The sequence below is a fragment of the Nostoc sp. S13 genome (genome assembly GCF_029379315.1).
Taxonomy (GTDB): domain Bacteria; phylum Cyanobacteriota; class Cyanobacteriia; order Cyanobacteriales; family Nostocaceae; genus Nostoc.
In genome coordinates this window covers 85024-110842 of sequence record NZ_JAQYWQ010000002.1, presented here as the reverse complement: position 1 = coordinate 110842, position 25819 = coordinate 85024, and the positions used below count along the sequence as shown (strand labels likewise).

Sequence of the window (25819 nt, the reverse complement as noted above, 5' to 3'; positions counted from 1 at the left end):
TAATTGTATTTATTAATTTTGAATTTTGAATTTTGAATTTTGAATTTATTATGACTTTCCGTGAATTTTCACCAACGCAACCAGTCATCTTGGGGTTTGATCCAGGTCGAGATAAGTGTGGTTTAGCGGTGATGGGACTGGATCGGCAACTGCATTATCATCAGGTCGTGCTGGCAAAAGAGGCGATCGCTACCATTGAGACACTGCGTCAAAAGTTTCCCATTTCCTTGATGGTGATGGGCGACCAAACTACAGCCAAGCAGTGGAGACAGCAATTATATCAGGAATTGACAGAACCTCTGAGTATTATTTTAGTGGATGAGCGCTACACAACCTTAGAAGCCCGCGATCGCTATTGGCAGATGTATCCCCCCAAAGGGCTAATAAAACTATTGCCAAAGGGTCTACGACAGCCACCAAGACCGATAGATGACATTGTTGCTATCCTCTTAATCGAAAGATACTTAAATCGCCTCACTAAATCAGCAATGAGGAGTGAGGAGTGAAGAGTTAGGAAATTAATATCTTCACAACTCCTAACCCAACTCTTGGAGACGCTGCGCGTAGCTTGCTTCCCGTTCGCCCCTGGCGTCCCGTAGGCAAGGGTACGGCAGGTGTTACAGGTAGCTCTGCCAAACTGCTCACGGCATTGCTCCTAACTTTTAAAGTTCCGCCCGAATAGTAAAAGCATAGTCTCCTCCAGGCTCTAGCTGGTAATCTTGTTGCTCCAAAAATCGACCGAGGGGTTCTTTGATTAGGGCGCGGCCTTGGGAAGGCTTGACGGCAAGTTCTCCCCGGCGAAAATGCCACTGGAAATGCCACTCAAACTCACCCGCATTCACTTCACCTTCAAGGAAGCCATCTTGCCAGGATTGGCGGGTAATTCTAACATGGGCAATGGTTTCTGGCAGACGTTTTGCACTCACAATGCTTTATGTCAAGTGTGGAATAACAGCCGATATCTAGGCTACTTATTTTATTTACCAAACATAGCTTAACTAGACAAACTGACAAAGTGGGTATTTGTAGTTGACTAGGTTGTGTTAATCAGCCAAACAAGTTCAGTATCCTGAATTTGCGGCTATAATCTGCACGGACTTAATGCCGAAAATGCTGGTTCGGCAGACTTTATTTGTAAGCTTATGACTTCAGTCTCAGGGCACAGTAGCACGTAATGGGAATAATTTTGGTTAGGGACTTCCAAATAAAAAATACTCAATTACTTCTTGTGAGGTGGGCGACACGAAAGCCCGTAGCCAAGGGCGGACAAGATGTCCACCCCACAAGATTGGATAATTTATTTGTTGGAAGTCCCTTAATATTTTAGAAATAAGTGTATTCTAGAAACTACATATCTGATGCTTTTTTCATCAGTGTATTGTGGGTTAATTGGAATTTGCTTGAATGATTTTAGCACAATTACAGCCCGATAAAGCTTGGAGTATTTATATTGCTTTTCTTGGATATCAAAACGCAGAATATTTTCTAGTCGATGTTCTATAATTTTGTTACCACGCAGAGTTTTACGTTCTATAAATACCTGAACGAGACTCTTATAAAAAGTGCAGGTAGTTACAGGTGATGTTGGAAAATAAGCAGCGTAGTTTACCGCCGTAGGCATCGCCATAATAATCAATATAAATAAACTTAAGAAAAATAGATAATTACGCTGATTCTGCTGCACTAATAGGGAAGTTTGCCCAGAGTTGATAAAATCGTTGATTTGAAAGGTAACTTCCTGATTCTCTTGATAGCTAAGATGCGATAGCAGAGCAAAGCCTCCAAATGGAGTTACAATCATAACTTGATAGGTTTTACTCCCTTTGCTACCAGTCTTTGTAAGAATGTATGCTTCCTGGAGATCAAACATTTTGAGTTTCTCCATACTTCCCAGCAAATTAAACCGCTTCAATTCACAGTTAACTTGGTTTGGGGAGATGCAAGCGCAAGTTATTTGAACTGAAGCAGAATCAAAAACTAAGCAGTAAATCAAAAAGCTTAAACAGACAGTAAAAATGCACCACCCGCTAAACCAATATTCGAGTGGTCGATGCTTTAGCTGCAATCTAGTACGGGTTTCCTTTATAATTTTCATCTGTACTTGTATATAGAATATTTAACCCCTGAGTAGAGTATTCCCCTCGTCGCTCATTTACGGATCATCAAGTCTAAGTACTAGGGAAGATTTCTGATGGATCGCTAAAAAATCTTTGGCTAACTGATAGATAATTGGGGCAGAAAGCTATAGCTAGAAACATGGAAACCAAACAGCTAGGAAAAACTGATATCTTTGTGAGTGCTATTGGTTTGGGTGGTATGCCCATGTCAATTTCTAATCGCCCTCCCGAATCGCAATCAATCCAAGTTATTCATCGTGCCTTGGAGTTGGGTATTACATTTATTGACACTGCCGATTCTTACTGCAAAGATGAGTCAGATAAGCACCACAATGAGCGGCTAATTCACAAGGCACTTACTAGTTACAAAGGTGATATTAGCCAAATAATAGTGGCAACTAAGGGCGGTTTGATGCGTCCCGATGGCAACTGGACAAGCAACGGCAACCCAGAACATTTACGCGAAACAATTAGAGTCAGTTTTGAGTCGTTGGGTGGTGCTAAACCCATCGATGTTTGGCAATACCATTCGCCCGATACTAATTACACCATTGAAGAATCCCTGACAGCAGTTAAAGAAGCAGTAGAGGCTGGTTTGATTCGGTTTGTGGGAGTTTCTAACTTTTCCGTTGAACAAATTAAGCGGGCGCGGGATATCGTGGATATTGTCTCGGTGCAAAATCAATACAGCCCTTGGCAACGACAGCCAGAAAAAGACGGCGTGTTGAAGTATTGCCAAGAGCAAGGATTGACCTTTTTGCCTTGGAGTCCCTTTGGTGGTAGGCGTCGTCATCAGGACTTGCAAGATATCCCTGCGATCGCTCAGTTAGCTAAAGAAAAAGGCGTGTCTGTGTATAATATCGTTTTGGCGTGGTTGCGTTCCAAGTCGCCTGCTATTTTGCCAATTCCTGGTGCTAGCAAGGTTTCCAGCATTGAAGACTCAGCACAAGCTATCAATGTGAAACTATCTGAACAAGAAGTGCAAAAAATTGATCGGGCAACTTAAACCAATTCGCAATTCGCAATTACCTTTTGTGACGGGGATTTTAATTAGGCATCAAAACAGAAGTGGCTGTAGAGGCAGGGGAATTAAACTGAACATACTTTGTTAATCATTCCACTAGCTAACGTAGATTTAGTGAAAGTTGCGAAAGTTTTTCGTCCCTTGTAGGGTGGGTATGGTAATGCCCAACCTACTTAACTGTGGTTTCTTTATATAAAATCCACTGTAAATCTCACGCAAAAACGCTAAGAAGTACTTTGCTTGTTTGTGTCTTTGTGCAAGACTATTATCCAAGTAATTAATCTAAATATAGGACTCCTATTTGATTTTTGAAAAAAATCAGTACACTCCGAAAAGGCTTCTTCCCCACTCCCTACTCACTGTCTACGCAAATAATTTTAAAAATTAAAGTGGACTGCTATATATGCAGCCCTATTTTGCAATTCACAATTAATTATTTCTTCTCTACGACCAAAATTCAAAATTTGTTTGCAACTTAAAATTTACTCAACATCATTTTATCAATTATATCTAATATATCTGGGTCTATGGTCATATCAAACTTCCTGGCAAATAATTTTTCCGATTCTCTAAGTTTCTCAAAATCATTTTTTTCTAAAATTTTTGGGTGAAGAGAATTAACGTTAGACCACTCTAGATATGTCAAGCTGGTGTTAATAATTTTTTCCTTAAAAGGGGAATTTAAAATTAGGATCTGGTAAAACAATTCATCTGGACAATAAGTGTAATTAAACCGATTAACAAATTTAGGGTTTTGCTTAACAAAATCATTTATCCATTTTATGGATTCTCCCGTTAGACACCAAAATGCTGAACCTCCATAAAGAGCAAAACCTTCAGGGAATTTATGTCTTTTCGGTAAAAGCAAAATCAACAATGAATATAAGAAAGAGTTAATGCGAGATTTAAACTCACGCTTTTCGGGGATACAAAAACTTTTATCTTTCCAAGGGATATGCCAGGATTCTAATCTTGTTAAACCTCCTTTGTACCATTTTTTACAAGGTAGTGGGAAATACTCTATAAATTCTCTACCTTTATTTTCTTGAAGGAACTTTTTAATCTGTTCATTTGACTTTATCAAATAGTCTTGACCCGATAAGTGTATAACATAATCGAAATAAGTACCTGTTTCAACTATTGATTTTATTCCTTTAAGACTAGCTCTAACAATATCAAAACTTCCCCATGCTAAATGGTATCTTTTTATGAAATAGACATTTGAAAAATCCTTGAGTTGAGTCACTACATGATGATAAATTTTATCATCTACTTTTTTATCTATATGTATAAAAAAGGAAACATCATCTGTGTTTAGTTTATAAATAAGACGTACTAATTGTTCGGGATATTTATGTGCCAAAATTACATATGCTATTTTCATAAAAACTGCCTAATTAGATAAATTAACTTTTTGAATAGCATTTTGCTTAATACTTTTATTATTTTCATCTATCCTAGGACTTACGCTAATCTTCCAAGGAACACTCCTACAGTTTCGACTGTGGCTAGAAGTTGTACTAATCTCTAAGTTATTGCAAAAATTTTTACTAACGCTACTGAGCTAGGCTCTGCTTCTATCTGATTATCGGTGTTTTAGGGGGTTATGAGGTTTTTAATTTTGAATTTTGAGTTTTGATAGTGCATAGGGTGGCACGAAATGTCATACTTTAAATTAAGCGAAGGGGTTGACGAGAGCGCCACAATTGTTTTACAGATTGGTAATAAAATCGAATTTCCCAAAAGATTATGTTGATGGCGTTTGCTCTAAATACAGTATGAAAGTATAAAAAAATGCATAATATCAAAAATTCCAGAAACGATTTGTGGCAAAAAACATCATTTTCTACATGCTCATATATTAAGTCGTTACGTGATTACCGTCCACTTATTGTTCGTCGTGCTATACAAAGCTGGGCTAAAGTACTAGAGCTTCCTTTTGCTGAAAAAATATTTTTAGATGATAGTAGTCCTGATTTAAATGGAATAAAGCTACTTCAATCATCCAATCAAATCAATCGTTTTGATTGTGTAAGATATAATACTATGATCCACCCCCCTCATAGTAATTTTGGAATTCTTATTAGTCTAAATCTTTGTAAATCTGATTATATTTTACATTTAGATGACGATATTCAAATAGTTGGAACACATCAAGACTGTATTAATATCTTGGAACATGGTCTGACTATTCTTAATGAAGATAAAAATATTATGGCAATAAATTTAATGCATATAGATGCAAGTGCTGGGGGACAGTGGGGTCCAAGTAAAGATTATTTTGGAAGTGATGTTTTTTCTCATCCCATTCAATATTTCGGAAATTCAGCATCTTTAATTAGAAGGGAACTTTTACAAGTCGTAAGTTTAAATGAAATTTTTAATTGGGGAAAAAAACAGCCAGCTAATTGGGAAGAGTTAGTCTCAACTTCAGATAATACTTCTTCGTTTCTTGTAGCTAAGGTTGGTACTCCCTTTACAGTTGATAATGATGCATGGTTATTCAAAAGTACATTTCGTGTGTCTACCTTGGAAAGATATAAATATTTCTTGCTAAAGAAATTAGGTTTAAGCACGCAAGCATCCCAATTTTCTAAGAAGATAAAAGAAAGGGAATATAATTCGCAATTGTAGCTTGCAACTGGCGTTTAAACTAAAAACAGGCGATCGCTATTTTCTTGTAGTTTTTTGCAAAAATCCACCGGGATTTTTAGAGAGCATATTAGCTAATATGTTCAGATGCTAATGTACCATCCGCGATGCCTGCGGTGGTCACTGAGCAGCGTCGTTCGTGTAGCGTCTCGCAGAGAAGTGCGGTAAACTATGCATCCAATTTCTCAGCATCAAGTATCATCATCTTCCCACCCCGAATATAAGCAATTACTGATTTGAGACTTTTAATTAACCGCACACATTCTTCGTAAGTAATGCCCCTACTCCGAGCCATGCAATAATAAGACAATTTGACTTTTAAACACTCGCCTTGTGAAGTAGATCAGTTCCAGATTCAGCAGCAAAATATTGAATTAATCTGGCAAGGCGAACAATAGCTCTTTCAGAAACTAATCCGTGGACTGTTTCATGTAATTGCTGAATCCGACTATTAAAAACTATCAGCATTCGTAATGCAGTTTTAGGATTTTCTCCAATAGCTTTTAATAAAGTATCTCGCTCTACAGTGAGAATCTCACAATCAGATTCAGCAGTAACAGTTACCGGAGAAATTCCATTTCCCAACAAAGCAGGAACTGCAAAAATTTCTCCAGCAGCTAGGGCGCGTAAAATCGTTTTTTTCCCTGTTGTTGCTGTTTTAGTAACTTGAATTGATCCACTGACAACAGCATAGAGTTTTGCTGGTAAAACATCGCCCTCATGCAGAATAATCTCTCTTTTGCTATGGTGTTGCACCTGAGTGTAAGGTTGCAAATTTACTTTGTTTGCTGTTTCTAAACCTGCAAAGACAATAATTTGTGAAAGTTGTTCCAGGGATGCCTGCATAATTAGCCTTAGATTGCAAAGGCTGGACGATGATCAATCCAAGGGTTAGCCGCTTCTAATTGTGCTGCTAGGCTGATCAGGGTGGCTTCAGCCGCAGGTTTACCAATTAGCTGCACACTGATGGGTAAACCCTTACTATCAAAGCCTACAGGAATTGCGATCACAGGTTGTCCAGTTGCATTAGCAGGCGGACAAGGGGCAATCCATTGAATAATATTTTGCAATGTCTCTTCTGGACTCAGCGAAGCCCATTCCCCAACCATGATCGGTGAATGTAGATAAACTGGCAATACCAGCACATCCACGGTATCGAAAAACGCCACAATCTGCCGTGCCACTATCTGCATTTGAGAAACTGCTTGCAGGTACTCACCAACAGAACCTGTGCGTGCAAATAGCCAGCGATTCAATGGCTGCAAGGCTTCAACAGGAAGTCCCGACGCAGCTACCCCAGCTTGCCAGACGATTTGAAATGGTTCAATTAAACCGCTAAAATCTGGGGATTTCTGTTCAACTTGGTGGCCGAGTTGTTCTAATAACTGGACTGTTTGGCGGACACCTTGCTGACAGTTGGCATCAGCTTCTCCCAAAGGAGAAATGTTAGTGTCAAAGGCAATTCGCAAAGCACCGAGTTTTGTCTGAGTAGCGGCGAGAAATGATGGTTCGGGATCTGGCAACCAGTAAGGATCGCCTGTGACATAACCAGAGATAGCATCCAAAAGGGCAGCAGCATCAGCGACAGTCCGGGCGATCGGGCCGTTGGCGGCAATTCCAGCCAGGCGTTCGCCTACGGGTGCTTTACTCACCCTGCCCCTAGATGGTTTAAGTCCGACCAAACCACAACAAGCCGCAGGCCCCCGAATTGAACCACCGCCATCAGAACCTTGAGCGATCGCACATAATCCGGCTGCTACCGCCGCCGCCGCGCCACCACTGGAACCGCCAGGGGTGTATTCTAAATTCCACGGATTTCTGGCTGGGGGAAAACCCGTAGGTTCGCTGTAAGGTAATGAGCCTAATTCGGAAGTGGCTGTTTTACCAAGAATAGTAAATCCAGCTTGCTTAATCCGCGTCACAATCCCATCATCATAATTAGGGATATTGTTCAGTAATGCCGGATTACCATAAGTACAGGTAACACCTGCTACAGCGTTAAGGTCTTTAATGGAAATCGGCACACCGAAAAATGGCGGTAGTTCTGAGGTAGTTGTCAGTAATTCGGTTTTGGCTTTGGCATCTGCGATCGCTAGTTCTGCCGTCACCGTAAAATAACTTCCTAATTGCGGATTCAACTGCCCAATCCGTTCTAAATATATTTCCACCAACTCTAGCGGTGATACTTCGCGGCGACGAATTAATTGCGCCAACTCTAGTGCTGGGGTAAATGCTAAATCAACTTCATTCATACGTTAGTGAATGGGTAATTTTGTCTTTCTCTGGGATTTTAAAACTTAAATTGTTACTTTAGCAGTATTTCCGGGAATTATACATTTTATGGCTACTGAGATTTGTCACTCAACTAGGATGCTCAGATGCAACAGGCGTGGTTACGGTCTTACTCAAGTCATTTTAATTGTTTCGCATAAACGTTTCGACAAATCCCTAAGAAGTATTTATGGCTAACCTAGAAGTACTTGTGAATGAATTGCCAACACTGATTCAGAGTCTAAAACTGACTATTGGCGATTCTAATCAAATCACCGAACAAATTATCCTGATCAATAATGCTCAGGAACAACTACGAAATCTTAAAAAATTAATTGCTCAGGAATTGAAATTTGATCACATTAAAAATTCCGCGATCGCTACACTGCCTCGAATAGGTACAGTAGCTAGTTTGTTTATACCTAATGTTGGATTAGTAGATCCAGCGATCGCCGAAAAATTTGGTCACTCAGAAACTAAAATTTCATTAACCGATTTACAATCAAAAATTGATGCTTGGATTGAATGGGGTTATTTTTTGCAGGCAATTGCTGCTGATATTCTCAGTGATGTTCAGTTGGTCAATCAACTAAATTCTGATATTAATCATTTCAGCATAACAGCCAATTTTCAGGTAATTGCTGAAAGCTTAAATATTAACTTAGGCTTTAACAACTTTAATATTTTAGAGCGTCAAATTCAAACAATCAACAATTCTCAAAATGAGCTATTACAATTACAGCAAAAATTAAGTTATATTTTTGATACTATTAAAAATAGTCATAGCTTATTAAATATCTTATTAGGAGTGTCTGCTTTTTATGGTAAATCTGGCTTTGCTTTAGAGTGGTTAGATGATGACCACGAATTAATTATATCGAGTGATGGTAAATTTCAAGAATTGACAGATATTCTTAATGATTGTGATTTTTTCCAACAACAAATTGCTGCTTTAATTATTCAGGGTGACACTTTAAGGGAACAAGCAGAAGAAGCCCTAAAAAAGCTTGACCAAGAAAGTAATAAAGAAGCAATTATTAGCCAGAAAGTAGAAATAGTACCAAAATTTTCGACACAAAAAATAGTCTGTTCAGCTTTGATAATAGCCTCAAGTTTATTAATCTTAGATTTTGGTGGTTGGAAAATTAAAGAGCAAAGTCCAGAATTGCAGCAGATAAATCTAAGTTTAACTCAAGAAGGCAGAGCGATCGCTAACTTTAAATCTGCTCAAAAACTTGGTATGGAGGCTGCTTCTCTGGTTCAAAATCCGCCGCATCCTCTACAAGTCTGGCAACAAGCACAAAACAAATGGCATCAGGCAATAATCTTGTTAGATAGTATTCCTAATGAAACATCAGTTTCTGAGCAAGCAAAGAAGAAATTGGCTTACTATCGAATTAACTATAAATCTATAAGTCAAAAAGTGTTAATTGAAAAGAAAGCCTTAGCAAACTTAGAGTCAGCGCAAAAACTAGCAATAGAAGCTAATTTTTTTGTACAAATTTAGCCTCATTCATTATTCGTTTTACAATCCCTAAACCTTTATAAAACTAACTATGCGGCGATCAGATAAATAATTCAAAACTAAAAAATGATTACGATATTTATGATTTATCTAAGAAGTCACGAATCCGAGCCTTTCGATTTTCGTAAAAAAATTAAGAGGCAAATCGCCCTTTTTTGACGCTTCACCTCTCTTCACAACAGATAATTGCAACTAACAATTACAACTTAGAACGGTCAGTCAAAATCTCATAACCAATCTCTGTTACCAAGACTGTATGCTCAAACTGAGCCGACAAAGAATTATCCATAGTGACTGCTGTCCAACGGTCAGATAATGTCCGCGTGTGTCTAGAACCCGCATTTAAAATTGGCTCAATTGCCAATGTCATCCCCGCACGCAGTTTAACATTCGGCATCTCGCGAGTCCGGTAGTTGAATACTGAAGGTTCTTCGTGCAGGTTACGACCGACACCGTGTCCCGTGAACTCTTCGACTATACTAAAACCGTTAGCTTTCACATGGTCTTCAATTGCTCCAGCTAAGTCAAGCAGGTATACACCAGCCTTTACTTGTTCAATGCCCTTATATAAAGCTTCTTCTGCTACGCGAATTAATTTAGCAGCTTCTTGCGTCACTTCACCGACAGCAATTGAAATGCAAGAATCACCATGAAAGCCTTGGTAATAAGCGCCCGTATCTACTTTTAATACATCCCCAACGCGAATTACTTTCTTAGGACTAGGGATACCATGTACTGCTTCATTGTTAATGCTGGAGCAAATAGAACCGGAAAAACCGTGGTATCCTTTAAAACTCGGTGTTGCACCCATTTCACGGATACGTTTTTCTGCATAAGTATCCAAATCAGCCGTGGTCATTCCTGGCTTTACTAGCTCAGAAATTTCTTTTAGGACAGTTGCCACAATTCTCGCTGATTGGCGCATGATTTCAATTTCACGCGGCGATTTAATTTCAATTCCTCGGCGTTGTTTTTTCGCACTTGCAGGCTGAGTTGTTTGAGAAAGTAAGTTACTGAAAATGTTCATAGGAAATTAATAATTACTGGTGGCTCTGCCGCTTAAGTATCAATGCTTTCTCTAGATTACTTGAGAAATAGTATCTATAATTTAAGTAATTTTAATCCCTGATAGAGATTCTTCCAGTTTAGCCGCTAACGTATATAGAATAACACATTCGCCTACTCCTGATGTGTTGGACTTGAATCAAAATCGCCTTAACTTATTTTTGGCTGCACATTATGGAACTTAGTATAGCCTTGCGTAAAATCGTGGGAAATTCAGGGTTGGAATTTTAACGCAGAGGAGCGCAGAGGCACGCAGAGAATTTTACGACTGCTCAATTATCTTTAATTTTTAATTCTTGATGGCAATTTCTCCAGTCATACCTGCTTCCGTATGTCCCGGTATTGAACAACATAAGCCATAAGTGCCAGATTTCCGGGGCAAAATACCCATTCTGCCTCAGCACCCGGCTTGAGTTCGTTAGCCGAATTACCCAAGCTAACTCTAATTTCTGTGGCTGGTTGCTTGAGTAAATCCTCAGACAAATTTGCCGCCATTGCTGGAGTAGCAACGATGAAATTTAGTCCCAGGAGCAACGTTATTATTACGTAGTTTCTCCGTAATATTTGCAGCCAAGCAATAGTTGGTAAATTAACAGATGTAATTACGATAGTTGGTAAATTAACAGATGTAATTATGATTGGATATAAATATTTGTGAACTAACGTCAATAAGTGGCTCATTTTTATGGGTAGTCCTAAAAAGGTAATGGTCGTGTTACGCTTCCTATGCTGGCGAGATATGGCTAGACCTCAGATATCAAGCATTTCAGTTTTCAGGATGTACCTCATCTGATCTAGAACTTCTATAAGCAGGAATAGTTAATAGGTAACAGGAAGCACTTTACTTATATCTTGCATCGATTAAGCAGTTCAGCAGTCGGGATAGTGGCGATCGCACTCAATCAAGATAATCAAGTGATCAGTACAAGCGACTCGTACAATTTTAAAGAAAGGATTGTTTGTGGTGATCGCGCTACGTGAAACCTTAAATAAAATAGTAGTCCTAAACAGGTAATGATGAATATGGGAACCTACTTACTGCTTGCAAGTGGCGTGTTCTGGTCACTCACCTATGTTCTACTGATTAAACGTGGCTTTCAAGATAAAACTTGCGGAATGCCATTGGTTGCTCTGTGTGCCAATATTTCATGGGAATTCATTTTCTCATTTGTTCATCCCGACTCCCCACCACAGCTATGGGTCAATATTATCTGGTTCAGTCTTGATTTAATTATTTTGTTTCAATTTCTATATTTTGGACATTCTCTGTTTGCGAGGAAGCGGCAGAAATTGTTTTACCCTATGTTTATGTTGACCTTAGTGACAAGCTTTTGTTGTATATTTTTTATCACCTATGAGTTTAACGATTGGAACGGTGCTTATACAGCTTTTGGACAAAATCTGATGATGTCCATTCTCTTTATTGACATGTTGCTCAGAGGCAACACCCTTTTAGGTCAATCAATCTTCATTGCCCTATCTAAAATGATCGGAACTGCATTCGCTTCCATTGGTTTTTATATTGCCACTCCTACACGACGGGGGTCGCTGCTGTTGCTGTTTCTATACACTGCAATATTTGTCTTTGACCTCATCTATGTAGTGATGGTTGCTATCAAGTTGAAGCAGACTAGCAATCGACAGGTAGATATCATGCAGTGACAGTTGAGAAGTAAATTTGTATTTGATAACCCGCAACTTGGGTTAAATAGAAAAATTAGATTTTTAAAATAACTTTATACAAAATTTTCCCAATAGTACAGATGCATTAACCTACTTTCCTGGTATTGAAGCTATTTTATGGCGGTATAAGTACATAGGCTAGTGTATTTCTTATATAAAGATGCTTGAAAACTAGTTGTAAGTCTTTGGAGTTTAAAGTACGTTTAAATACATGAAGTAGCAAAGATTGCTAACCAGCTACGATTTCTTTTTACCCTATCTTCTGGCTGGAGTAAAAAGCAAACTTTCAATACTGGTGCAAGATTTAGAATTTCAAAAATTGTAGTAACTCGCACATTAACTCTACAGGAAGTATTTCATGAATAAAAAATACAAATTAGCAGTGGCAACTGCTAGCATTGCTTTGGGTTTTAGTGTAATCCAAGCTAAACCAGCACAAGCTGCCACACTTAGTGGTCCGCTTTACATCTATGCTGCTGCCAGCTTGACCGACACCCTACCCCAGGTTGAGGCACTTTACCAGCTAAGCAACCCCAACGTCACCTTTATCAATACCTTTGGGGCTTCTGGTACTCTCGCTAATCAAATCGTAATGGGAACAAATCCAAATCCAGTAGATATCTTCTTCTCAGTATCCCAAGCACCGTTAAATACTCTGGAAAATAACAACAAAGTAATAGAAGGAACTAGGGAAAACGTACTAACCAACACCTTGGCTATAATCACGCCGATAAATTCAACCATATCTATATCAAGCGTTCAAGACCTATTAAAGCCAGAGGTGCGTCAAGTGGCTATTGGTAATCCTGCGGTTGTTCCAGCAGGAGGATTCGCCCAGCAATTATTTACCAATTCCGGGATATCGGACCAAATCCAATCCAAACTTGTCTTCGGATCGAGTGTGCGTGATGTACTAGATAAAGTGTCAAGCGCCAGTAATGATATGATAGATGCGGGCGTTGTTTACACCACAGACGCTCTAACAGCACTTGATAAAGTCAAAATTGTATACACTCCGCCTATCAACTCTTACTCTCCGATTGTTTATGGCTCTGCTGTACTCCAACAAACTCAAAACCTAGACGCAGCTAGGGACTTCAACTTCTTTCTGACCACCTCTCAAGCGTCACCCGTGTTTCAGACATTTGGATTCTCTACTATCCCCGAACCTATGACTACTGGTGGCTCAATAGCAGTAGGTATAGTCGCCCTTATGATGAAGCCAAAGGTAAAAGCAAAAGCCAAAGTTAAAGGGGAGCGACGTGAAAAAGTAAGGTGCTAAAATCTGGGACGTAGATATCTTATTTTCGGATACCTAAGCATAGCTAGCCGCAGGCAGCGCAACTAAAATACCTGAGTTTGTTGATAATTTAGCTATGTAATTGAGAATTAAAACCCAATCTCAGTTTAGAGCGTTGCTCCCACGCCCTGTAGTCAGAGATTTTAAAATGCGATCGCGCATTGCCTGATGATCGCGCGTTGCCAGATTATCTGGTCTAGTCTCTGGTCTATTTTTTTTCAATAACTTGTCTATCTTCTATTAATTCTTCTGGCGGTGACTGTCTCTCATCTTGTCTAAAATTTGCTAACCAACCGCCTTTCAAACTCCCCCAGGACTTCATCTAGTTTAGCGTCTATAATTAATTTTGTCTACTTTCGCCAGAATTGCCTCTAGAGAAGGTGTAGCAGTGGGTGTAGTAGTTGTGGGTTTACCTCCTTATACTGATGGCCCAGCAGTAACGACGACAATTTGATCTGGGTGGAGTAACTCACGAGCCGCTTGATTAACTTGGTCAAGAGTGACTTGATGGATTTTATCAGTGAAGGAGTGCAATTCTACTTTATCTAGTCCGTACACCTCATTCATCAGAATTCTATCTGTTAATTCTTCTGGGTTTGCCAGGGAAACGTTGTAGTTGCTAATAAGGGTGCGTTTAGCTGTTTCTACTTCCAGTGCGGTGACACCTTGTTGATGGATTTGCTGTAGTATTTGCCGGGTGCTAGCGATCGCTTTGGTGCTATCTTCTGGACTAGTTTGCATCTCAATCAAAAATGTCCCTGCATTTTTACCGGCTTGGAAGTAGCTATAAATTCCATAACTTAAACCTTGGCGATCGCGCACTTCTGCACCTAGTCTACTGGATAGGGTATCGCCTCCCAAAATCTGATTCAATACTAAAGCTGGGTGAAACCGAGGATCATAACAGTTAATACCTGTGTAACCCATATATGTAACAGCTTGGGCTTTACCTGGTAAAACTGGGTTGACACTGACTATTTTCTCCGGCCTTGATACCGTGGGATATTTTAATGTGGGTGCTTGGCCGCTAACTTCCCAGTCTCCAAACTTATTTTTAATCAGCGATCGCACTTTGTCCAGATCAAAATCTCCCACCAGCGCTAGCACTGTCGTGTCTGGACGATAATGTTTAGCTTTGAAATCAATCACATCCTGGCGCTGAATCTGCTGTAAACTCTCCTCTGTGGGAAAGGTGTGTAAGGGATGTTTTTTCGGGTAAATTGACTGAACAAATATTCTTCTAGCTACTTCTGATGGCTCATCTAATTCCTGTTGCAGATCAGTTAAAGTTTGTTGGCGATACAGTTCCAATTCTTTGACTGGAAAAGTACTATTTTTCACAACATCTGCCAATGTCTCCAGGAGTATCGGCAAATCCTCTGCTAAACTATCACCTTCGATATGCACACCTTCACGATAGGCTTCAAAGTCTAAACTTGCCCCTCGTTCTGCCAAGACTTTGGCAATAGTTAAGACATCCTTACTATTGGTGCCATTTAGCAAATTATCTGCCACAAAAGCAGCCAGTCCAGCTTGATTATCTGGATCAAATTCCGTCCCGGCTTGAATGTGACCGCTCAGGGTAACGGTGGGAGTACTATTATCAGGTAACAGTAATATCCGCAGTCCATTGGTAAATTTAAATCCCTGTGGTAATACTTGGGCGATGTCTTCTCTACCAGAGGCTGACGTTCCTTGCGCTAAAGCGTCTCCCCTTGGCAGAAGACTCGCTACCGCTTCTCTAATGCCAACGACGGCAAGCAACGCATCTGTAGCCAAATCCACAGGCGGTAAGTACTTGACCACCTCAGAAAGAAGCACAGGTGCGCCAGGTGAGAAATTTTCTGTAGTATGGGCTGAGTCTGGTTTGTCACCAACTTCTGTTATCTGCTTCTGGGTTGGTTCAAAAAAACCTACTGTCCGGGCTTCTTTTGTCAAGTATTTGTTGATTACAGCGACAACATCCGTCGGCTTCACCAGACGGACAGCTGCCAAATAGCGGTCTGTGTAACGATAATCACCAGTAGTTGTCTGATCATTGCCCAATCGCATTGCTTGAGAGGTGATATCACGGTTACTCAAAATTACATCTGCTGTTAATTGGGTTTTGGCTCGTTCTACTTCCTCAGATGTCACGCCTTTTTCTGCTACATTAGCGATCGCACTACTCAACACTGAGTCAATTTTTTTCAAATCGTATTTAGATCCAGCCGTCACTAATACTTCATACCAGCCAGATTCTCGCAAACTGGTAACAGATGCTGTAATTTCACTAGCTAAACCTGATTCTACCAATGCTTGATAAAGTCTAGAATTCCGTCCCTCTGTAAAGATGTAATCCATCACATCCAGCGCCGGGACATCCGGTTGATTTGCATCCGGTAGCGGATACACAACTTGTAACAGTCGCCCTGCTCCTGGTTCTCGCAATACTATAGGAGTACTAAGTGAGGTTGAGGGGGTAAAAGTATTTTTACTCCTTACTCCTAACTCCTCCTGACTTTTCTTCACGGGATCTGGAAAACCTCTCTCCTGCAAAGAGAGAGGCTTTGAATTCTCCCCCTTCCCTGGTAGGGAAGGGGGTTGGGGGGTTAGGTTTCGCGTTGGTTTTTCCACGCGTGAAAAGTCAGTTAACTCCTCACTCCTCACTCTCTTGGCTAGTTTGCCAAACACCTCTTTAATTGTTTCGAGGGTATTTGCAGTTTGAAAATCTCCAACAATCACTAAGACGGCATTATCGGGACTGTAAAAATTGCGGTAATATTTCTGTACCTGCTCAACTTGAAATTTCTCGACATCAGCTTTGGTGCCACCTACAGGCAACCCATAAGCATGATTGGGAAACACTGCCTGGATGACGGCACGGTTGAGGCGATATTCTGGACTATTTTCGTAACCCTGCAACTCGGAAATTACTACCCGTTTTTCACTTGCCAGTTGTTCTGGCTCAATCTGACAATTTTGCATTCTGTCAGCTTCCAGCACTAAGAGCGCTTTCAGCTTGTTTCGTTCCACAGTACCATAATATGCAGTTTGGTCATAGCTGGTGAAAGCATTGGAATCACTACCTAAAGCACTAAACAAACGTCCAAATTGAATCGGACGATTTTTTGTACCTTTAAACATCATGTGTTCTAACTGGTGGGCAATGCCATTCACGCCCGGTTCTTCATTGCCTGAGCCAACCTTGTACCACACCTGCACCGTCACCACTGGTGCAGTATGCACTTCCTTTGTCAGGACAGTTAGACCATTCTCCAGCACTGTCTTGCGGACATTTTCTGTCAGTGTTGAGGACATTATTCTTTTTGCTAGCAAGGTTGAGTGATATTTTTCTTTGTTTAGATGTAATTGCATATTGGCTATGAGCAGGTTGATCGCTCAGTAAAAAAACCGCTACTAGCCATAAACTTAAAAGTAATAACAGCAAGGGATATTTATAAAATCTGGAAAATCCATAGTTTTTATTTATTTTAACTACATCTGTCGTGCGGGCACAGCAATGCTCATTGGTGTCAACTTAAGCTAAAACTCCTTTAAAACCTCGTTAAGAGCCTCTGGCTGGAAATGCTCTTCAATTGCGGCTCTGCCGCTAATTCTGGAGGCGGAGGCTGCCAATGGGCATTCCCAGTTTGAAACTAGGAACAAGACAATCTCTAAAAGCTGGTTCTAGGCTGGTTTTCACCTTAAGTTAACACGTATGAATAATGCTCTGCCCCTACAGCATGGTCTATTTTGCTGAAAATCGCTGTAAGTTACATAATTATTTTGAGGATGACCATAATTTAATTAAAAAATCTGTTACTTCGGTTAACAATAAAGAAAAACACTATATTAGCAACAAAGGTCATAAAAAAGCTAAATTATCGCAGTTTTGGTAAAACCCGAATGAATTCCAAAGGTAAACCATCAGTATCGGCGATGAAAGCCACTTCGTAAATGCGATCGCCTATTTGCTGTTGTGTTGGCTCTAAGAGTACCTTCAAAGGTTGTAATTCTTCTGCTTGACTCTCAGACGCCAACAATACACGCTCTTGCAAACTTGTCAACCAGTTAGATAAATCTGGTGTAATCTCAGTTAAATCAAACGAGAGATGATAGTACCCTACATAATGTTCGTCAGCAAACGCATCTGGGGCAGGTTTTGGTTCAGGAATTTGAATTAGTTCAATTCTGCCGCCCAATCCTTCCATCCAGCAAGCTAGGGTGTAGCCTGTAGTAAAGCGTTCCGAAATTGTAAACCCTAAATGTTCGTAGAAAGCGATCGCTCGATGAATATTCGCAGTCCGAATCGAAGCGTGGTGCATAATTTGTCCTTTGTCAGTTGTCATTAGTCATTTGTCAAATGACCAATGACTAATGACTAATGACCATTACTCAAATAACCTGAAATAAGGGTAGCGCACAGGGACGCCAGGCTCTTTTTCCAAGTCAAAATTAATCACTTCCCAACAGGGATCTTCTGAGGCATCGGGGCTAAACTCCACGGGTAAGCCGTACAAACGCGCAGCCGTAGCTTCTGGTTGTCCAGAACGCCAAGGCGTACTGCGTTCTAAATAGCCACTCATCAATTCCTGATAGCGTCGAGCAATAATCACTCGTGTTGCTCGATACCCTTGGGTATAAAGCTTGTCTAATGCTTCGTGAATTTCAAAGCGAATACCATCGGGATGAGTATGCTGTCTATACCATTCATTATTCCACCTCCGCCAATGACGCCCCGATTGCAAATGGATTAACTCTCCATTATTAGGATTAACTTCAAAGGCGCCATGACGCGGACACAAATAGGTATCTGTCAGTGTCAGCGCCGGAATAGTCTGGCGACAATGGGGACACTGTATTTCAGGCCCAAACATCGGATACTGCAAACCTGGATTCATCATGAAGTGCGTACAAAGATAATTTTGTCTTCACCAGCACTAGTGGGTTGGATTATACACTTCGGCTCAACCACTTTGGGTTACTTGCTCCCTGCTGCATAGACACAGAGTTGCGGCAGCAACATTGTTTACTAGTGTTTTCCTCAGCGTAGAGGCTTGACGCTGTGATATCCTGGTTGTGCAACCAGCCTCAAAGGTTAGAGTTTCTCCAGTGTTCCTGAGTACCATATTCATATTCTATCGTGTCTACCGCTTCTTACTGGACATCTCCCGATTTTTCTCAAGCTGCCTTCATCGCAGCCAACGCTGTTGTTATAGGTTCGGTAAATATAGCAGCAGGGGTGAGCATTTGGTATGGAGCAGTGGTTAGGGGAGATGTTGAACGCATTGAAATTGGCGAATGCACAAATATTCAAGATGGGGCAATTCTACATGGTGATCCTGGTTTTCCGACAATTTTAGAAGATCATGTTACCGTAGGGCATCGTGCTGTAGTACATTCGGCTTACATTGAGCGTGGAAGTTTGATTGGCATTGGGGCGGTGATTTTGGATGGGGTACGAGTGGGCGCTGGTAGCATTATTGGTGCTGGCGCAGTGGTAACTAAAAATATACCGCCTTTATCCCTAGTTGTCGGTATTCCTGGCAAAGTGTTACGAGAAGTAACAGAAGTTGAAGCCGCAGAACTGATTGAACACGCCAAACGTTACCAAAAATTAGCTTTAGTTCATGCTGGCAAGGGTACTGATCTTGGCTTTAGCAAAGCTTAGGGAGTGGGGAGAAATCAATTCAAAATTCAAGCTGTAATTTAAATATTCTTTACATATTGGGTGAAAAAAATTGCCCACTTCAGCTAAAAATAAAAATGAGAGAGTTACTAAATAGTCATCTCCGAAAAAGAATGTAGAGACGCGAAATTTCGCGTCTCTACAAGGGTTCTAGATAACGCATATTTAATTTCACCAGATGTCTAATAGTCATAAACCTTATCGAGCTTAGTCAAAGTTATAAAAATTCAGTAAGTTTTTTCGATGTATTGTGTTTTCTGCATCTGGTATACTCAAGTTAATACCGAAAACCAAAGCTAAACCTTTGTGGTTTGTAAACCACAGTCGCGTTCATTACTAGCAAGCCTCTAAAAAGGTCAAATGGGAGTCCACTCTTTGTTAAATCTGCTGAAAATAATGGTTGAACAATGACTAAAAGCTTCAAAAAAACTACTCGTTTAAAACATAGGGTGGGCTACACCCGAATTTACGCTTGTGGACAAGAAAAGCCGTCTTCCTTGGTTGAAGCAAGAAGCAGACCCTCTAAAGGAAACTTTAGTTGAATGACTAGCTTTAAATAAGTCAGGTCAAGTTTTGTATAGCAGCAGTTGATAAAACTTTAATTTCTACTTCAAACAGGGGTTCTAGATATGGATTCTATCGATTTCCGTATAGCAATCGTTTTAGCACCAGTAGCTATTGCTGCTAGCTGGGCAGTGTTTAATATTGGCGCTGCGGCTTTAAGACAAATTCAAGGCTTTTTCGATAAGGAAGCCTAAATTCGGCTGAATATCATTACTCTTCAACCGGCTGTTTCTGTTCACAGGCACAGTCGGTTTTATTCATAACGATTAATAGGGCATGGGGCATTGGGCATGGGGCATTGAGTTTAATAGTCCCCCTTGTCCCCCTTGTCCCCCTTGTCTCCTCATCCCCCTGACTCCCCATTACCCCTCATCCCCCGACTCCCCACTCCCCACTCCCTTCCTTGGATATCGATTCTGTAATACAACCTCTTCAACGCTTTGGTGTCCATTTGGGACTTGATCGCATTGTCAATCTATTGGCAAATGTCGGCAATCCCCATCACCAAGTCTCGGTAATTCACGTTGCTGGCACTAATGGCAAAGGTTCAGTCTGTGCCTATCTTTCCTCAGTACTTAGTGAGGCTGGTTATCGTACAGGACGGTACACTTCCCCCCATTTAGTTGATTGGACGGAACGTATTTGTCTGAATGAACAGCCCATTTCCTCTGAAGAATTGAGCCAATTATTAGAAAAAGTCCAAGCGGCTATTCGTGCTGAGGACGAATCGGCAACCCAATTTGAGGTAATTACGGCGGCTGCTTGGTTATATTTTGCCCAGCAGCAAGTTGATGTAGCTGTGGTAGAAGTCGGACTAGGAGGGCGCTTAGATGCTACGAATGTCTGTTTGCAACCTCTGGTTACGATCATCACTTCCATTAGCCGGGAACACTGGCAGCAACTTGGCCCTACCCTCGCTGACATTGCTAGGGAAAAAGCAGGTATTCTCAAACCTGGATGTGCCGTTGTGGTTGGGCCATTGCCACCAGAGGCAGAGAAAGTTGTGCGATCGCGTGCCTTAGAATTACAATGTCCGATTTTTACGCCTCAACCCGCCGGTGAAATAGCATCAGGATGGGCAGAGTGTAAAACAATTCAAAATTCAAAATTAATTAAATATCCTTTACCGTTAGTGGGACAGATTCAATTAACTAATTCAGCTTTGGCTTTAGCTGCTTTAGAAATTCTCCAACAACAGGGTTGGCAGATTTCTGAAGAAGCCATAATTAACGGCATGGCAAAAACTAAATGGCCAGGGCGGATGCAATGGACTACTTGGAAAAACCATAAATTATTACTTGATGGCGCTCATAATACCGCCGCCGCCCAAGTTCTTCGCCAGTATGTCGATAGCTTAGACGTAGTTAACCACAAGCCCGTCAATTGGGTTATGGGAATGTTTTCTGATAAGGATCATACTGATATTTTTGCCGCCTTACTGCGCCCAGGCGATCGCCTTTTTTTAGTACCAATACCAGTAGAACCTTGGCCAGGTAGAACTTCCGCTAATCTACAGGAATTAGCAAACCTAGCTTACAGCCTCTGTCCAGAATTAAGCGATCGTCAAATACATCCAGATTTATTCACAGCACTAGAAGCCGCAACCTCAACCGCTACCACAGACGATTTAATCGTTTTATGTGGTTCCCTTTATTTAGTCGGAGATTTTTTGCAAATGGGAATAGGGAATAGGGAATAGGGAATAGGGAGTAGGGAATTTTAATATTCACCACTCCCCACTCCCCACTCCCCACTCCCCATTCCCCTAATTTATCTTTGATCCCACTCTTGCGCCGCATCCTCTACAGCTTTATCTACAGTCTTTACCCCTAACATTGCTGCTTGCAAGTTTTCGTAAACTGCCTTTTGCAATTTGTTGAAATCCTTCAAAGTAGGGGTTAATATTTCTGCCTGTGGCAGTTCTTTAGCACTCAAAACTCGCGCTTTTTCTATTGTTGAAGCATTAGCTGAAACATCTTTAAAATAACTATCAGACAATGCTTTGACTGTAGAAGGTAAGACATTTGCAGCTTTAGCAAAGGCTAACTGGTTTTCGTCATTGGTGACAAATAAAGCAAATTTCACAGCGCCGTCTGGTTGTTTAGTGTCGCGGGGAATAACTATATTCATCACCGCGACATTTTTCTTGCCTGTATCACCAGTTAGTTGAGGTGCTATTCCCGAAGCTTGAGCGATTTTCGGGGCATTATTAGCGATCGTTTTCAGAAACTCTGGCCCAGAAGCTAGAAACGCAGTCTCTCCAGATTGGTATAAATCGATCGCATGGCGATGTCCTTGCGTCAAAACTTCTTTAGGAAGCAGCCCTTTTTTATACAAGTCCACCCAATACTGAAATGCTGCCTTACCTTGTGCTGAATTAAACGCCGCTTTACCCTCAGCATCTATTAAAGTGACCCCCATTTGTACGAAAGATTCCAGCACTTCTCCGGAATCTTGCGGTACGAAAGTCACAAAAAAAGCATATTTCCCCGTCTTATCTTTAATTTGTTGGGCTGCTTGTGCCAATTCTGCGTAGGTTGCGGGTGGTTTATTGATACCGGCCTGTTTTAATAAATCGATGTTATAAATGGTTAACCGCGTGGTGAGATACCAAGGAATCCCAAAACTCTTGCCATTTAGCGTGCTTGCTTTCCAGATATTCGGTAGATAGGAGGAACGGACATCGTTTGGGACTTTCGGATCTAAATCTAACCAGGCATTTCGTCCCGCAAGTTGGGAAGCAAAACCCGGATTGAGGTTAACTACATCAGGTGGCGTTTTTGCTGAGACAGCTGTTAAAATTTTGTTCTCCATCGCCGCCCAAGGTACATCAACCCAGTTAACCTTTATACCTGGGTTTTGCGATTCAAAATTCGCAATTAGGCTTTTGAAGTAGTCGGTAAATTGAGGTTGGAGTTGCATTGTCCAAAACTCAACAGTTGCCGCTCCTGAAGTAGCCTGTTTCGTACTTGTACCAACATTACCTGTGCTACAACTTACAATCCAACTGATTAATAAGCCAAGTAGTGCGAAAGCAACAAGTTGTTTAAATTTTCGTAATTGAATCATTTTCCCAGTATTTTTACGCTTGCTCAGTGTGAAAAGCTTAGGCAGAATTGTCGAGGTTATCGGCTAAATAAATTACTTAGCACAAAATCCATCTTTTAGTATCATTTAAATTTTCAATTTAGTAGTCCAGCGGGCACAACTGTGGTAAAAAGCTTCACTAGTCTGTTTGACAAATCAAATAAAAGGGCCGGCATTGAACTTCTGGTAAAAAACTTCAAGGGTCTGTTTGGCAAATCAAATAAAGGAGTTGGCATTGAACTTGCTCCCGAACGGGTAAATGTAGTTCAGCTACGTAAGCACGGTCAAGGCTTGAAACTAGAAACCTTTACATCGGTAGCAGTTCCAGAAGGCATAGTTACCGATGGTCAAATCAGCGACCCTGCGGCAATGGCCCAATTAATCCAGCAGGCGCTATCTGAGAGCAAAATCAAAACTTCTCGCGTTGCCACTGCTGTACCGGGGCGAGATTCCATCGTTCGGATAATACCCATGCCAACGGAGTTAGATGACAAAGAACTGCGAGAAATGGTGCTAAACCATGAAGCAGGTTTGTATTTACCCTATCCTCGTGAAGAAGCTGATGTAGATTATCAGAAACTTGACTACTTTGTAGATGAGGATGGCATTGAAAAAGTACACGTACTCCTAGTTGCCACCCGCAAGGAGATAACAGATACCTATATAAGTACATTCGAGCAGGCAGGATTACAACTCGATGTTTTAGAAATTAATAGTTTTGCTCTGATTCGGACTATTCGCGATCAACTTCGACAATTTGGGCCGCAAGAAGCAGCAGTACTAGTTGATATAGAGTTCGATAGTACAGAAATCGCGATCATTGTTAACGGAGTGCCGCAATTTTCGCGCACAGTCCCAATCGGTACTTATCAAATACAAACTGCCTTAGCAAGGACAATGAGCTTACCCACGTCACGAGATATGGATCTGTTATATGGAATGATTATTCCCCCAACTCCCATAGACGGCGGCAAAACCGGCGTTACCGAACTCGATCCTGGTATGGCAGCCATATTGAGAGTATTGGGAGAACTAACAGATGAACTGCGGCGTTCCATCGATTTTTATCTTAATCAAAGTGAAAATTTGGAGGTAGCGCAGATTTTATTAGCTGGGCCCGGAGGTGGACTTCAACAGCTAGATGAATTGTTTACCCAACGATTGAGCTTGCCAACTACTCAAATAGATCCAATCGGGGCTTTGTCTTTAGAAGTTGACACTGATAAATATCCACAGGTACAACGTTCTGGCTTGGCGATTGTACTTGGTCTAGGAATGCGGGAGGTGTAACAGAATGTACAGCCTAGATGTTAACTTTCTTAAAGACCGCCCAGCATACCAGAAAAAGCCTGAAAGAAAGAGAGGAATAGCCCTAAACTTTCCTGCGGGTAATTTAATACCACTGTATGTAGGAGTTGGATTAGGTGTAGGTCTTCCAGCTTTATTGGGAGTTAGTTGGTGGTTTTTGCAAGGGAAGATTACGGAATTACAGGGGACAGGAGCACAATTAGACCAAGAAAGCAAGAGGTTAGATACAGAAATCGGAAATATTAGCAAAATCAAAGCCGAGACGAATGCAATTAAAAAGGAAACCCAAGCTTTAGTCAGTGTATTTGACCAGATTCGTCCTTGGTCAGCAATGCTGCAAGATTTGCGCGATCGCACTCCAGCAGCAGTACAAATCGAGACCATCAAGCAAATCCCACCCATTGCGGCAGTGGCAGGTCAGCCAGCAAACAATCCCGCCGGGGGTTTAGAAATTACCGGATTAGCTCGTTCCTTTAACGATGTCAATGATTTCTTATTAATTTTACAACAGTCTCAGTTTTTGAAGTCTACAGAAAGCAGAATTCTGACGGCAACGTTAGTAGATGCTCCCTTAACACCAGGTGTAGGTCAACCTAATACTGGTGTAATAATTAAGCCACCCCAAGTAGTAAAATACACTATTCAATCCAGTATGAGCGATGTTCCAGCTTCGGAATTAATCCGGGAGTTGGAAAAAAAAGGCACAGTGGGGTTAGTAACTCGAATTCGTAGTATGCAACAAACAGGAGTCATTTCAAAATGACGCTGAGTGATGATTTAAATTTTGCCGAACATGGTGGGGAATTCGAGGAGGCAACGCCAGCCTCTCCGGTGATCTTTGGTATTGCCCTCACACCAAAAATTATTGGGATACTGGTGGGGGTAATTGGTTTAGCGGGAGCAGGTTATATATTTTTAAACCTGCTGATGCCAGCTTGGGAAAGCTATCAGCAGCAGCAAGCCAAAAACTCCGAACTGCAAGCGCAAGTTGAGCAAAAAAAAGCCAGTATCAAACAGATTGATCAAGTTAAAGACGAGTTAGTAAAGGCAAAGCAGCAAAAAGTTCAAGTTTTAGGTTTATTTGCTGACGAAAAAACCTTGGATACATTGCTGTTGGATCTGAACCGCTTGATTGAGTCTGGCAATACTCCAACTTTTATTAATGCAGTTAGAGCGAAGCTGAAGAAATTTGTGCCAGTTTCCCTAAAACCAGAACCGATTATCGATGGAAGTCTAGGACTACTGGTTGACGGCAAGCTGCAACGCAGCAATATCAATGCCGAAATTACAGGAACTTATGAACAAACACAATCGATAATTCGTAACATTGAGCGTTTGCAGCCTTTGTTAATAATTAAAGATTATCAAGTAACTTTGGCTCCAGTAGAGTCAAGATCCCCATTAGATAAAACGCCGATGCCGGTAGGACCAGCAGCAATTAATACATCATTCCAATTACAGGTATTGATGCCACTTAGTCCAGAAGAAATAGCCGCAGCAGCAGCTAAAGCTGCCCCGAAAAAGTAATAGTGAATAGCAAAGACAGGGTGAA

At 41.0% G+C, this 25819-nt stretch carries 23 protein-coding genes and 2 pseudogenes; 12 read left to right on the top strand and 13 right to left on the bottom strand.

The features are described from left to right. Positions 1-50: 50 nt before the first annotated feature. Entirely contained in the window at positions 51-506 is a 456-nt protein-coding gene (gene ruvX / locus PUQ00_RS01185; protein ID WP_300412327.1) for a Holliday junction resolvase RuvX, read from the top strand. A gap of 4 nt (positions 507-510) precedes the next feature. On the opposite strand, the gene PUQ00_RS01180 is transcribed toward ruvX, so the two are convergent. From PUQ00_RS01180 to PUQ00_RS01170, 3 genes are all read right to left on the bottom strand, one after another. Continuing rightward, positions 511-645, bottom strand: a complete 135-nt coding sequence (locus tag PUQ00_RS01180; RefSeq protein ID WP_300412325.1) for a hypothetical protein — start codon at positions 643-645, stop codon at positions 511-513. A gap of 17 nt (positions 646-662) precedes the next feature. Further along, positions 663-926 (bottom strand): DUF3146 family protein, encoded by a 264-nt coding sequence (locus PUQ00_RS01175; protein ID WP_300412323.1) that lies wholly within the window; start codon positions 924-926, stop codon positions 663-665. 389 nt (positions 927-1315) lie between these two features. Continuing rightward, complete coding sequence (locus PUQ00_RS01170; RefSeq protein WP_300412321.1) at positions 1316-1870, bottom strand: hypothetical protein; 555 nt, start codon at positions 1868-1870, stop codon at positions 1316-1318. A 386-nt stretch (positions 1871-2256) separates the two neighbouring features. Here PUQ00_RS01170 and PUQ00_RS01165 point away from each other — a divergent pair, with 386 nt between their 5' ends. Further along, positions 2257-3123, top strand: coding sequence for an aldo/keto reductase (locus PUQ00_RS01165; RefSeq protein WP_300412319.1), 867 nt, complete (start codon positions 2257-2259; stop codon positions 3121-3123). A 493-nt stretch (positions 3124-3616) separates the two neighbouring features. Here the strand turns inward: PUQ00_RS01165 and PUQ00_RS01160 are convergent, their stop codons facing one another. Further along, the gene (locus PUQ00_RS01160; RefSeq protein ID WP_300412317.1) at positions 3617-4525 is read right to left on the bottom strand and encodes a beta-1,6-N-acetylglucosaminyltransferase; all 909 of its coding nucleotides are present in this window, start codon (positions 4523-4525) and stop codon (positions 3617-3619) included. 410 nt (positions 4526-4935) lie between these two features. Here PUQ00_RS01160 and PUQ00_RS01155 point away from each other — a divergent pair, with 410 nt between their 5' ends. Further along, the gene (locus tag PUQ00_RS01155) at positions 4936-5775 is read left to right on the top strand and encodes a hypothetical protein (protein WP_300412315.1); all 840 of its coding nucleotides are present in this window, start codon (positions 4936-4938) and stop codon (positions 5773-5775) included. A 187-nt stretch (positions 5776-5962) separates the two neighbouring features. Here PUQ00_RS01155 and PUQ00_RS01150 read toward each other — a convergent pair. Then, positions 5963-6639 (bottom strand): annotated as a pseudogene (locus PUQ00_RS01150) (Crp/Fnr family transcriptional regulator). Between the two features lie 8 nt (positions 6640-6647). Then, on the bottom strand, positions 6648-8045 hold the full coding sequence (locus PUQ00_RS01145) for an amidase (RefSeq protein ID WP_300412313.1): 1398 nt from the start codon (positions 8043-8045) through the stop codon (positions 6648-6650). Positions 8046-8254: 209 nt separating this feature from the next. Between PUQ00_RS01145 and PUQ00_RS01140 the strand changes: the two genes are divergently transcribed. Further along, positions 8255-9571 (top strand): hypothetical protein, encoded by a 1317-nt coding sequence (locus PUQ00_RS01140; RefSeq protein WP_300412311.1) that lies wholly within the window; start codon positions 8255-8257, stop codon positions 9569-9571. A 217-nt stretch (positions 9572-9788) separates the two neighbouring features. On the opposite strand, the gene map is transcribed toward PUQ00_RS01140, so the two are convergent. Both map and PUQ00_RS01130 read right to left on the bottom strand, forming a co-directional pair. After that, on the bottom strand, positions 9789-10616 hold the full coding sequence (gene map, locus PUQ00_RS01135) for a type I methionyl aminopeptidase (protein WP_300412309.1): 828 nt from the start codon (positions 10614-10616) through the stop codon (positions 9789-9791). A 327-nt stretch (positions 10617-10943) separates the two neighbouring features. Continuing rightward, positions 10944-11233 (bottom strand): annotated as a pseudogene (locus PUQ00_RS01130) (sulfocyanin-like copper-binding protein). Positions 11234-11677: 444 nt separating this feature from the next. Here PUQ00_RS01130 and PUQ00_RS01125 point away from each other — a divergent pair. Together PUQ00_RS01125 and modA are read left to right on the top strand one after the other, a co-directional pair. After that, entirely contained in the window at positions 11678-12316 is a 639-nt protein-coding gene (locus tag PUQ00_RS01125) for a hypothetical protein (RefSeq protein WP_300412307.1), read from the top strand. A 379-nt stretch (positions 12317-12695) separates the two neighbouring features. After that, complete coding sequence (gene modA / locus PUQ00_RS01120) at positions 12696-13619, top strand: molybdate ABC transporter substrate-binding protein (RefSeq protein ID WP_300412305.1); 924 nt, start codon at positions 12696-12698, stop codon at positions 13617-13619. Positions 13620-14054: 435 nt separating this feature from the next. Here modA and PUQ00_RS01115 read toward each other — a convergent pair whose 3' ends face one another. The 3 genes from PUQ00_RS01115 to PUQ00_RS01105 all read right to left on the bottom strand — a co-directional run bounded on the left by PUQ00_RS01115 (position 14055) and on the right by PUQ00_RS01105 (position 18523). Beyond that, positions 14055-16937: a pitrilysin family protein gene (locus tag PUQ00_RS01115; RefSeq protein WP_300412303.1), complete on the bottom strand. Its 2883-nt coding sequence runs from the start codon at positions 16935-16937 to the stop codon at positions 14055-14057. Positions 16938-17500: 563 nt separating this feature from the next. Continuing rightward, a complete protein-coding gene (locus PUQ00_RS01110) occupies positions 17501-17944 on the bottom strand; it encodes a VOC family protein (RefSeq protein WP_300412396.1) in 444 nt (147 codons plus the stop codon). A gap of 66 nt (positions 17945-18010) precedes the next feature. After that, positions 18011-18523, bottom strand: a complete 513-nt coding sequence (locus PUQ00_RS01105) for a TIGR02652 family protein (RefSeq protein WP_300412301.1) — start codon at positions 18521-18523, stop codon at positions 18011-18013. A gap of 239 nt (positions 18524-18762) precedes the next feature. Between PUQ00_RS01105 and PUQ00_RS01100 the strand changes: the two genes are divergently transcribed. Next, positions 18763-19290, top strand: coding sequence for a gamma carbonic anhydrase family protein (locus tag PUQ00_RS01100; RefSeq protein WP_300412299.1), 528 nt, complete (start codon positions 18763-18765; stop codon positions 19288-19290). A gap of 647 nt (positions 19291-19937) precedes the next feature. Continuing rightward, a complete protein-coding gene (locus PUQ00_RS01095; protein ID WP_300412297.1) occupies positions 19938-20066 on the top strand; it encodes a photosystem II protein Y in 129 nt (42 codons plus the stop codon). A 16-nt stretch (positions 20067-20082) separates the two neighbouring features. Here the strand turns inward: PUQ00_RS01095 and PUQ00_RS01090 are convergent, their stop codons facing one another. Further along, positions 20083-20235, bottom strand: coding sequence for a hypothetical protein (locus PUQ00_RS01090; RefSeq protein WP_300412295.1), 153 nt, complete (start codon positions 20233-20235; stop codon positions 20083-20085). Positions 20236-20275: 40 nt separating this feature from the next. Here PUQ00_RS01090 and PUQ00_RS01085 point away from each other — a divergent pair, with 40 nt between their 5' ends. After that, the gene (locus tag PUQ00_RS01085) at positions 20276-21571 is read left to right on the top strand and encodes a folylpolyglutamate synthase/dihydrofolate synthase family protein (RefSeq protein ID WP_300412293.1); all 1296 of its coding nucleotides are present in this window, start codon (positions 20276-20278) and stop codon (positions 21569-21571) included. Between the two features lie 71 nt (positions 21572-21642). On the opposite strand, the gene PUQ00_RS01080 is transcribed toward PUQ00_RS01085, so the two are convergent. Further along, positions 21643-22941: a sugar ABC transporter substrate-binding protein gene (locus PUQ00_RS01080; RefSeq protein WP_300412291.1), complete on the bottom strand. Its 1299-nt coding sequence runs from the start codon at positions 22939-22941 to the stop codon at positions 21643-21645. A 201-nt stretch (positions 22942-23142) separates the two neighbouring features. On the opposite strand from PUQ00_RS01080, the gene PUQ00_RS01075 reads away from it, so the two are divergent. The 3 genes from PUQ00_RS01075 to PUQ00_RS01065 are packed head-to-tail and all read left to right on the top strand — an operon-like array spanning position 23143 to position 25794. After that, positions 23143-24249, top strand: coding sequence for a pilus assembly protein PilM (locus PUQ00_RS01075; RefSeq protein ID WP_300412394.1), 1107 nt, complete (start codon positions 23143-23145; stop codon positions 24247-24249). 4 nt (positions 24250-24253) lie between these two features. Next, a complete protein-coding gene (locus PUQ00_RS01070; protein ID WP_300412289.1) occupies positions 24254-25030 on the top strand; it encodes a PilN domain-containing protein in 777 nt (258 codons plus the stop codon). After that, entirely contained in the window at positions 25027-25794 is a 768-nt protein-coding gene (locus PUQ00_RS01065; protein ID WP_300412287.1) for a pilus assembly protein PilO, read from the top strand. Before PUQ00_RS01070 ends, PUQ00_RS01065 begins: the two co-directional genes overlap by 4 nt. Positions 25795-25819: the final 25 nt, after the last annotated feature.

Bases quoted from the DNA above. Each gene is read 5' to 3' on its own strand.
- PUQ00_RS01155 (WP_300412315.1), top strand. From the start codon at position 4,936: ATGCATAATATCAAAAATTCCAGAAACGATTTGTGGCAAAAAACATCA.
- PUQ00_RS01140 (WP_300412311.1), top strand. From the start codon at position 8,255: ATGGCTAACCTAGAAGTACTTGTGAATGAATTGCCAACACTGATTCAG.
- PUQ00_RS01090 (WP_300412295.1), bottom strand. From the start codon at position 20,235: ATGGGGAGTCAGGGGGATGAGGAGACAAGGGGGACAAGGGGGACAAGG.
- PUQ00_RS01145 (WP_300412313.1), bottom strand. From the start codon at position 8,045: ATGAATGAAGTTGATTTAGCATTTACCCCAGCACTAGAGTTGGCGCAA.
- PUQ00_RS01110 (WP_300412396.1), bottom strand. From the start codon at position 17,944: ATGCACCACGCTTCGATTCGGACTGCGAATATTCATCGAGCGATCGCT.
- PUQ00_RS01115 (WP_300412303.1), bottom strand. From the start codon at position 16,937: ATGTCCTCAACACTGACAGAAAATGTCCGCAAGACAGTGCTGGAGAAT.
- PUQ00_RS01160 (WP_300412317.1), bottom strand. From the start codon at position 4,525: ATGAAAATAGCATATGTAATTTTGGCACATAAATATCCCGAACAATTA.
- PUQ00_RS01125 (WP_300412307.1), top strand. From the start codon at position 11,678: ATGGGAACCTACTTACTGCTTGCAAGTGGCGTGTTCTGGTCACTCACC.
- PUQ00_RS01070 (WP_300412289.1), top strand. From the start codon at position 24,254: ATGTACAGCCTAGATGTTAACTTTCTTAAAGACCGCCCAGCATACCAG.
- PUQ00_RS01105 (WP_300412301.1), bottom strand. From the start codon at position 18,523: ATGATGAATCCAGGTTTGCAGTATCCGATGTTTGGGCCTGAAATACAG.
- map (WP_300412309.1), bottom strand. From the start codon at position 10,616: ATGAACATTTTCAGTAACTTACTTTCTCAAACAACTCAGCCTGCAAGT.
- PUQ00_RS01170 (WP_300412321.1), bottom strand. From the start codon at position 1,870: ATGTTTGATCTCCAGGAAGCATACATTCTTACAAAGACTGGTAGCAAA.
- modA (WP_300412305.1), top strand. From the start codon at position 12,696: ATGAATAAAAAATACAAATTAGCAGTGGCAACTGCTAGCATTGCTTTG.
- PUQ00_RS01080 (WP_300412291.1), bottom strand. From the start codon at position 22,941: ATGATTCAATTACGAAAATTTAAACAACTTGTTGCTTTCGCACTACTT.
- PUQ00_RS01095 (WP_300412297.1), top strand. From the start codon at position 19,938: ATGGATTCTATCGATTTCCGTATAGCAATCGTTTTAGCACCAGTAGCT.
- PUQ00_RS01065 (WP_300412287.1), top strand. From the start codon at position 25,027: ATGACGCTGAGTGATGATTTAAATTTTGCCGAACATGGTGGGGAATTC.
- PUQ00_RS01165 (WP_300412319.1), top strand. From the start codon at position 2,257: ATGGAAACCAAACAGCTAGGAAAAACTGATATCTTTGTGAGTGCTATT.
- ruvX (WP_300412327.1), top strand. From the start codon at position 51: ATGACTTTCCGTGAATTTTCACCAACGCAACCAGTCATCTTGGGGTTT.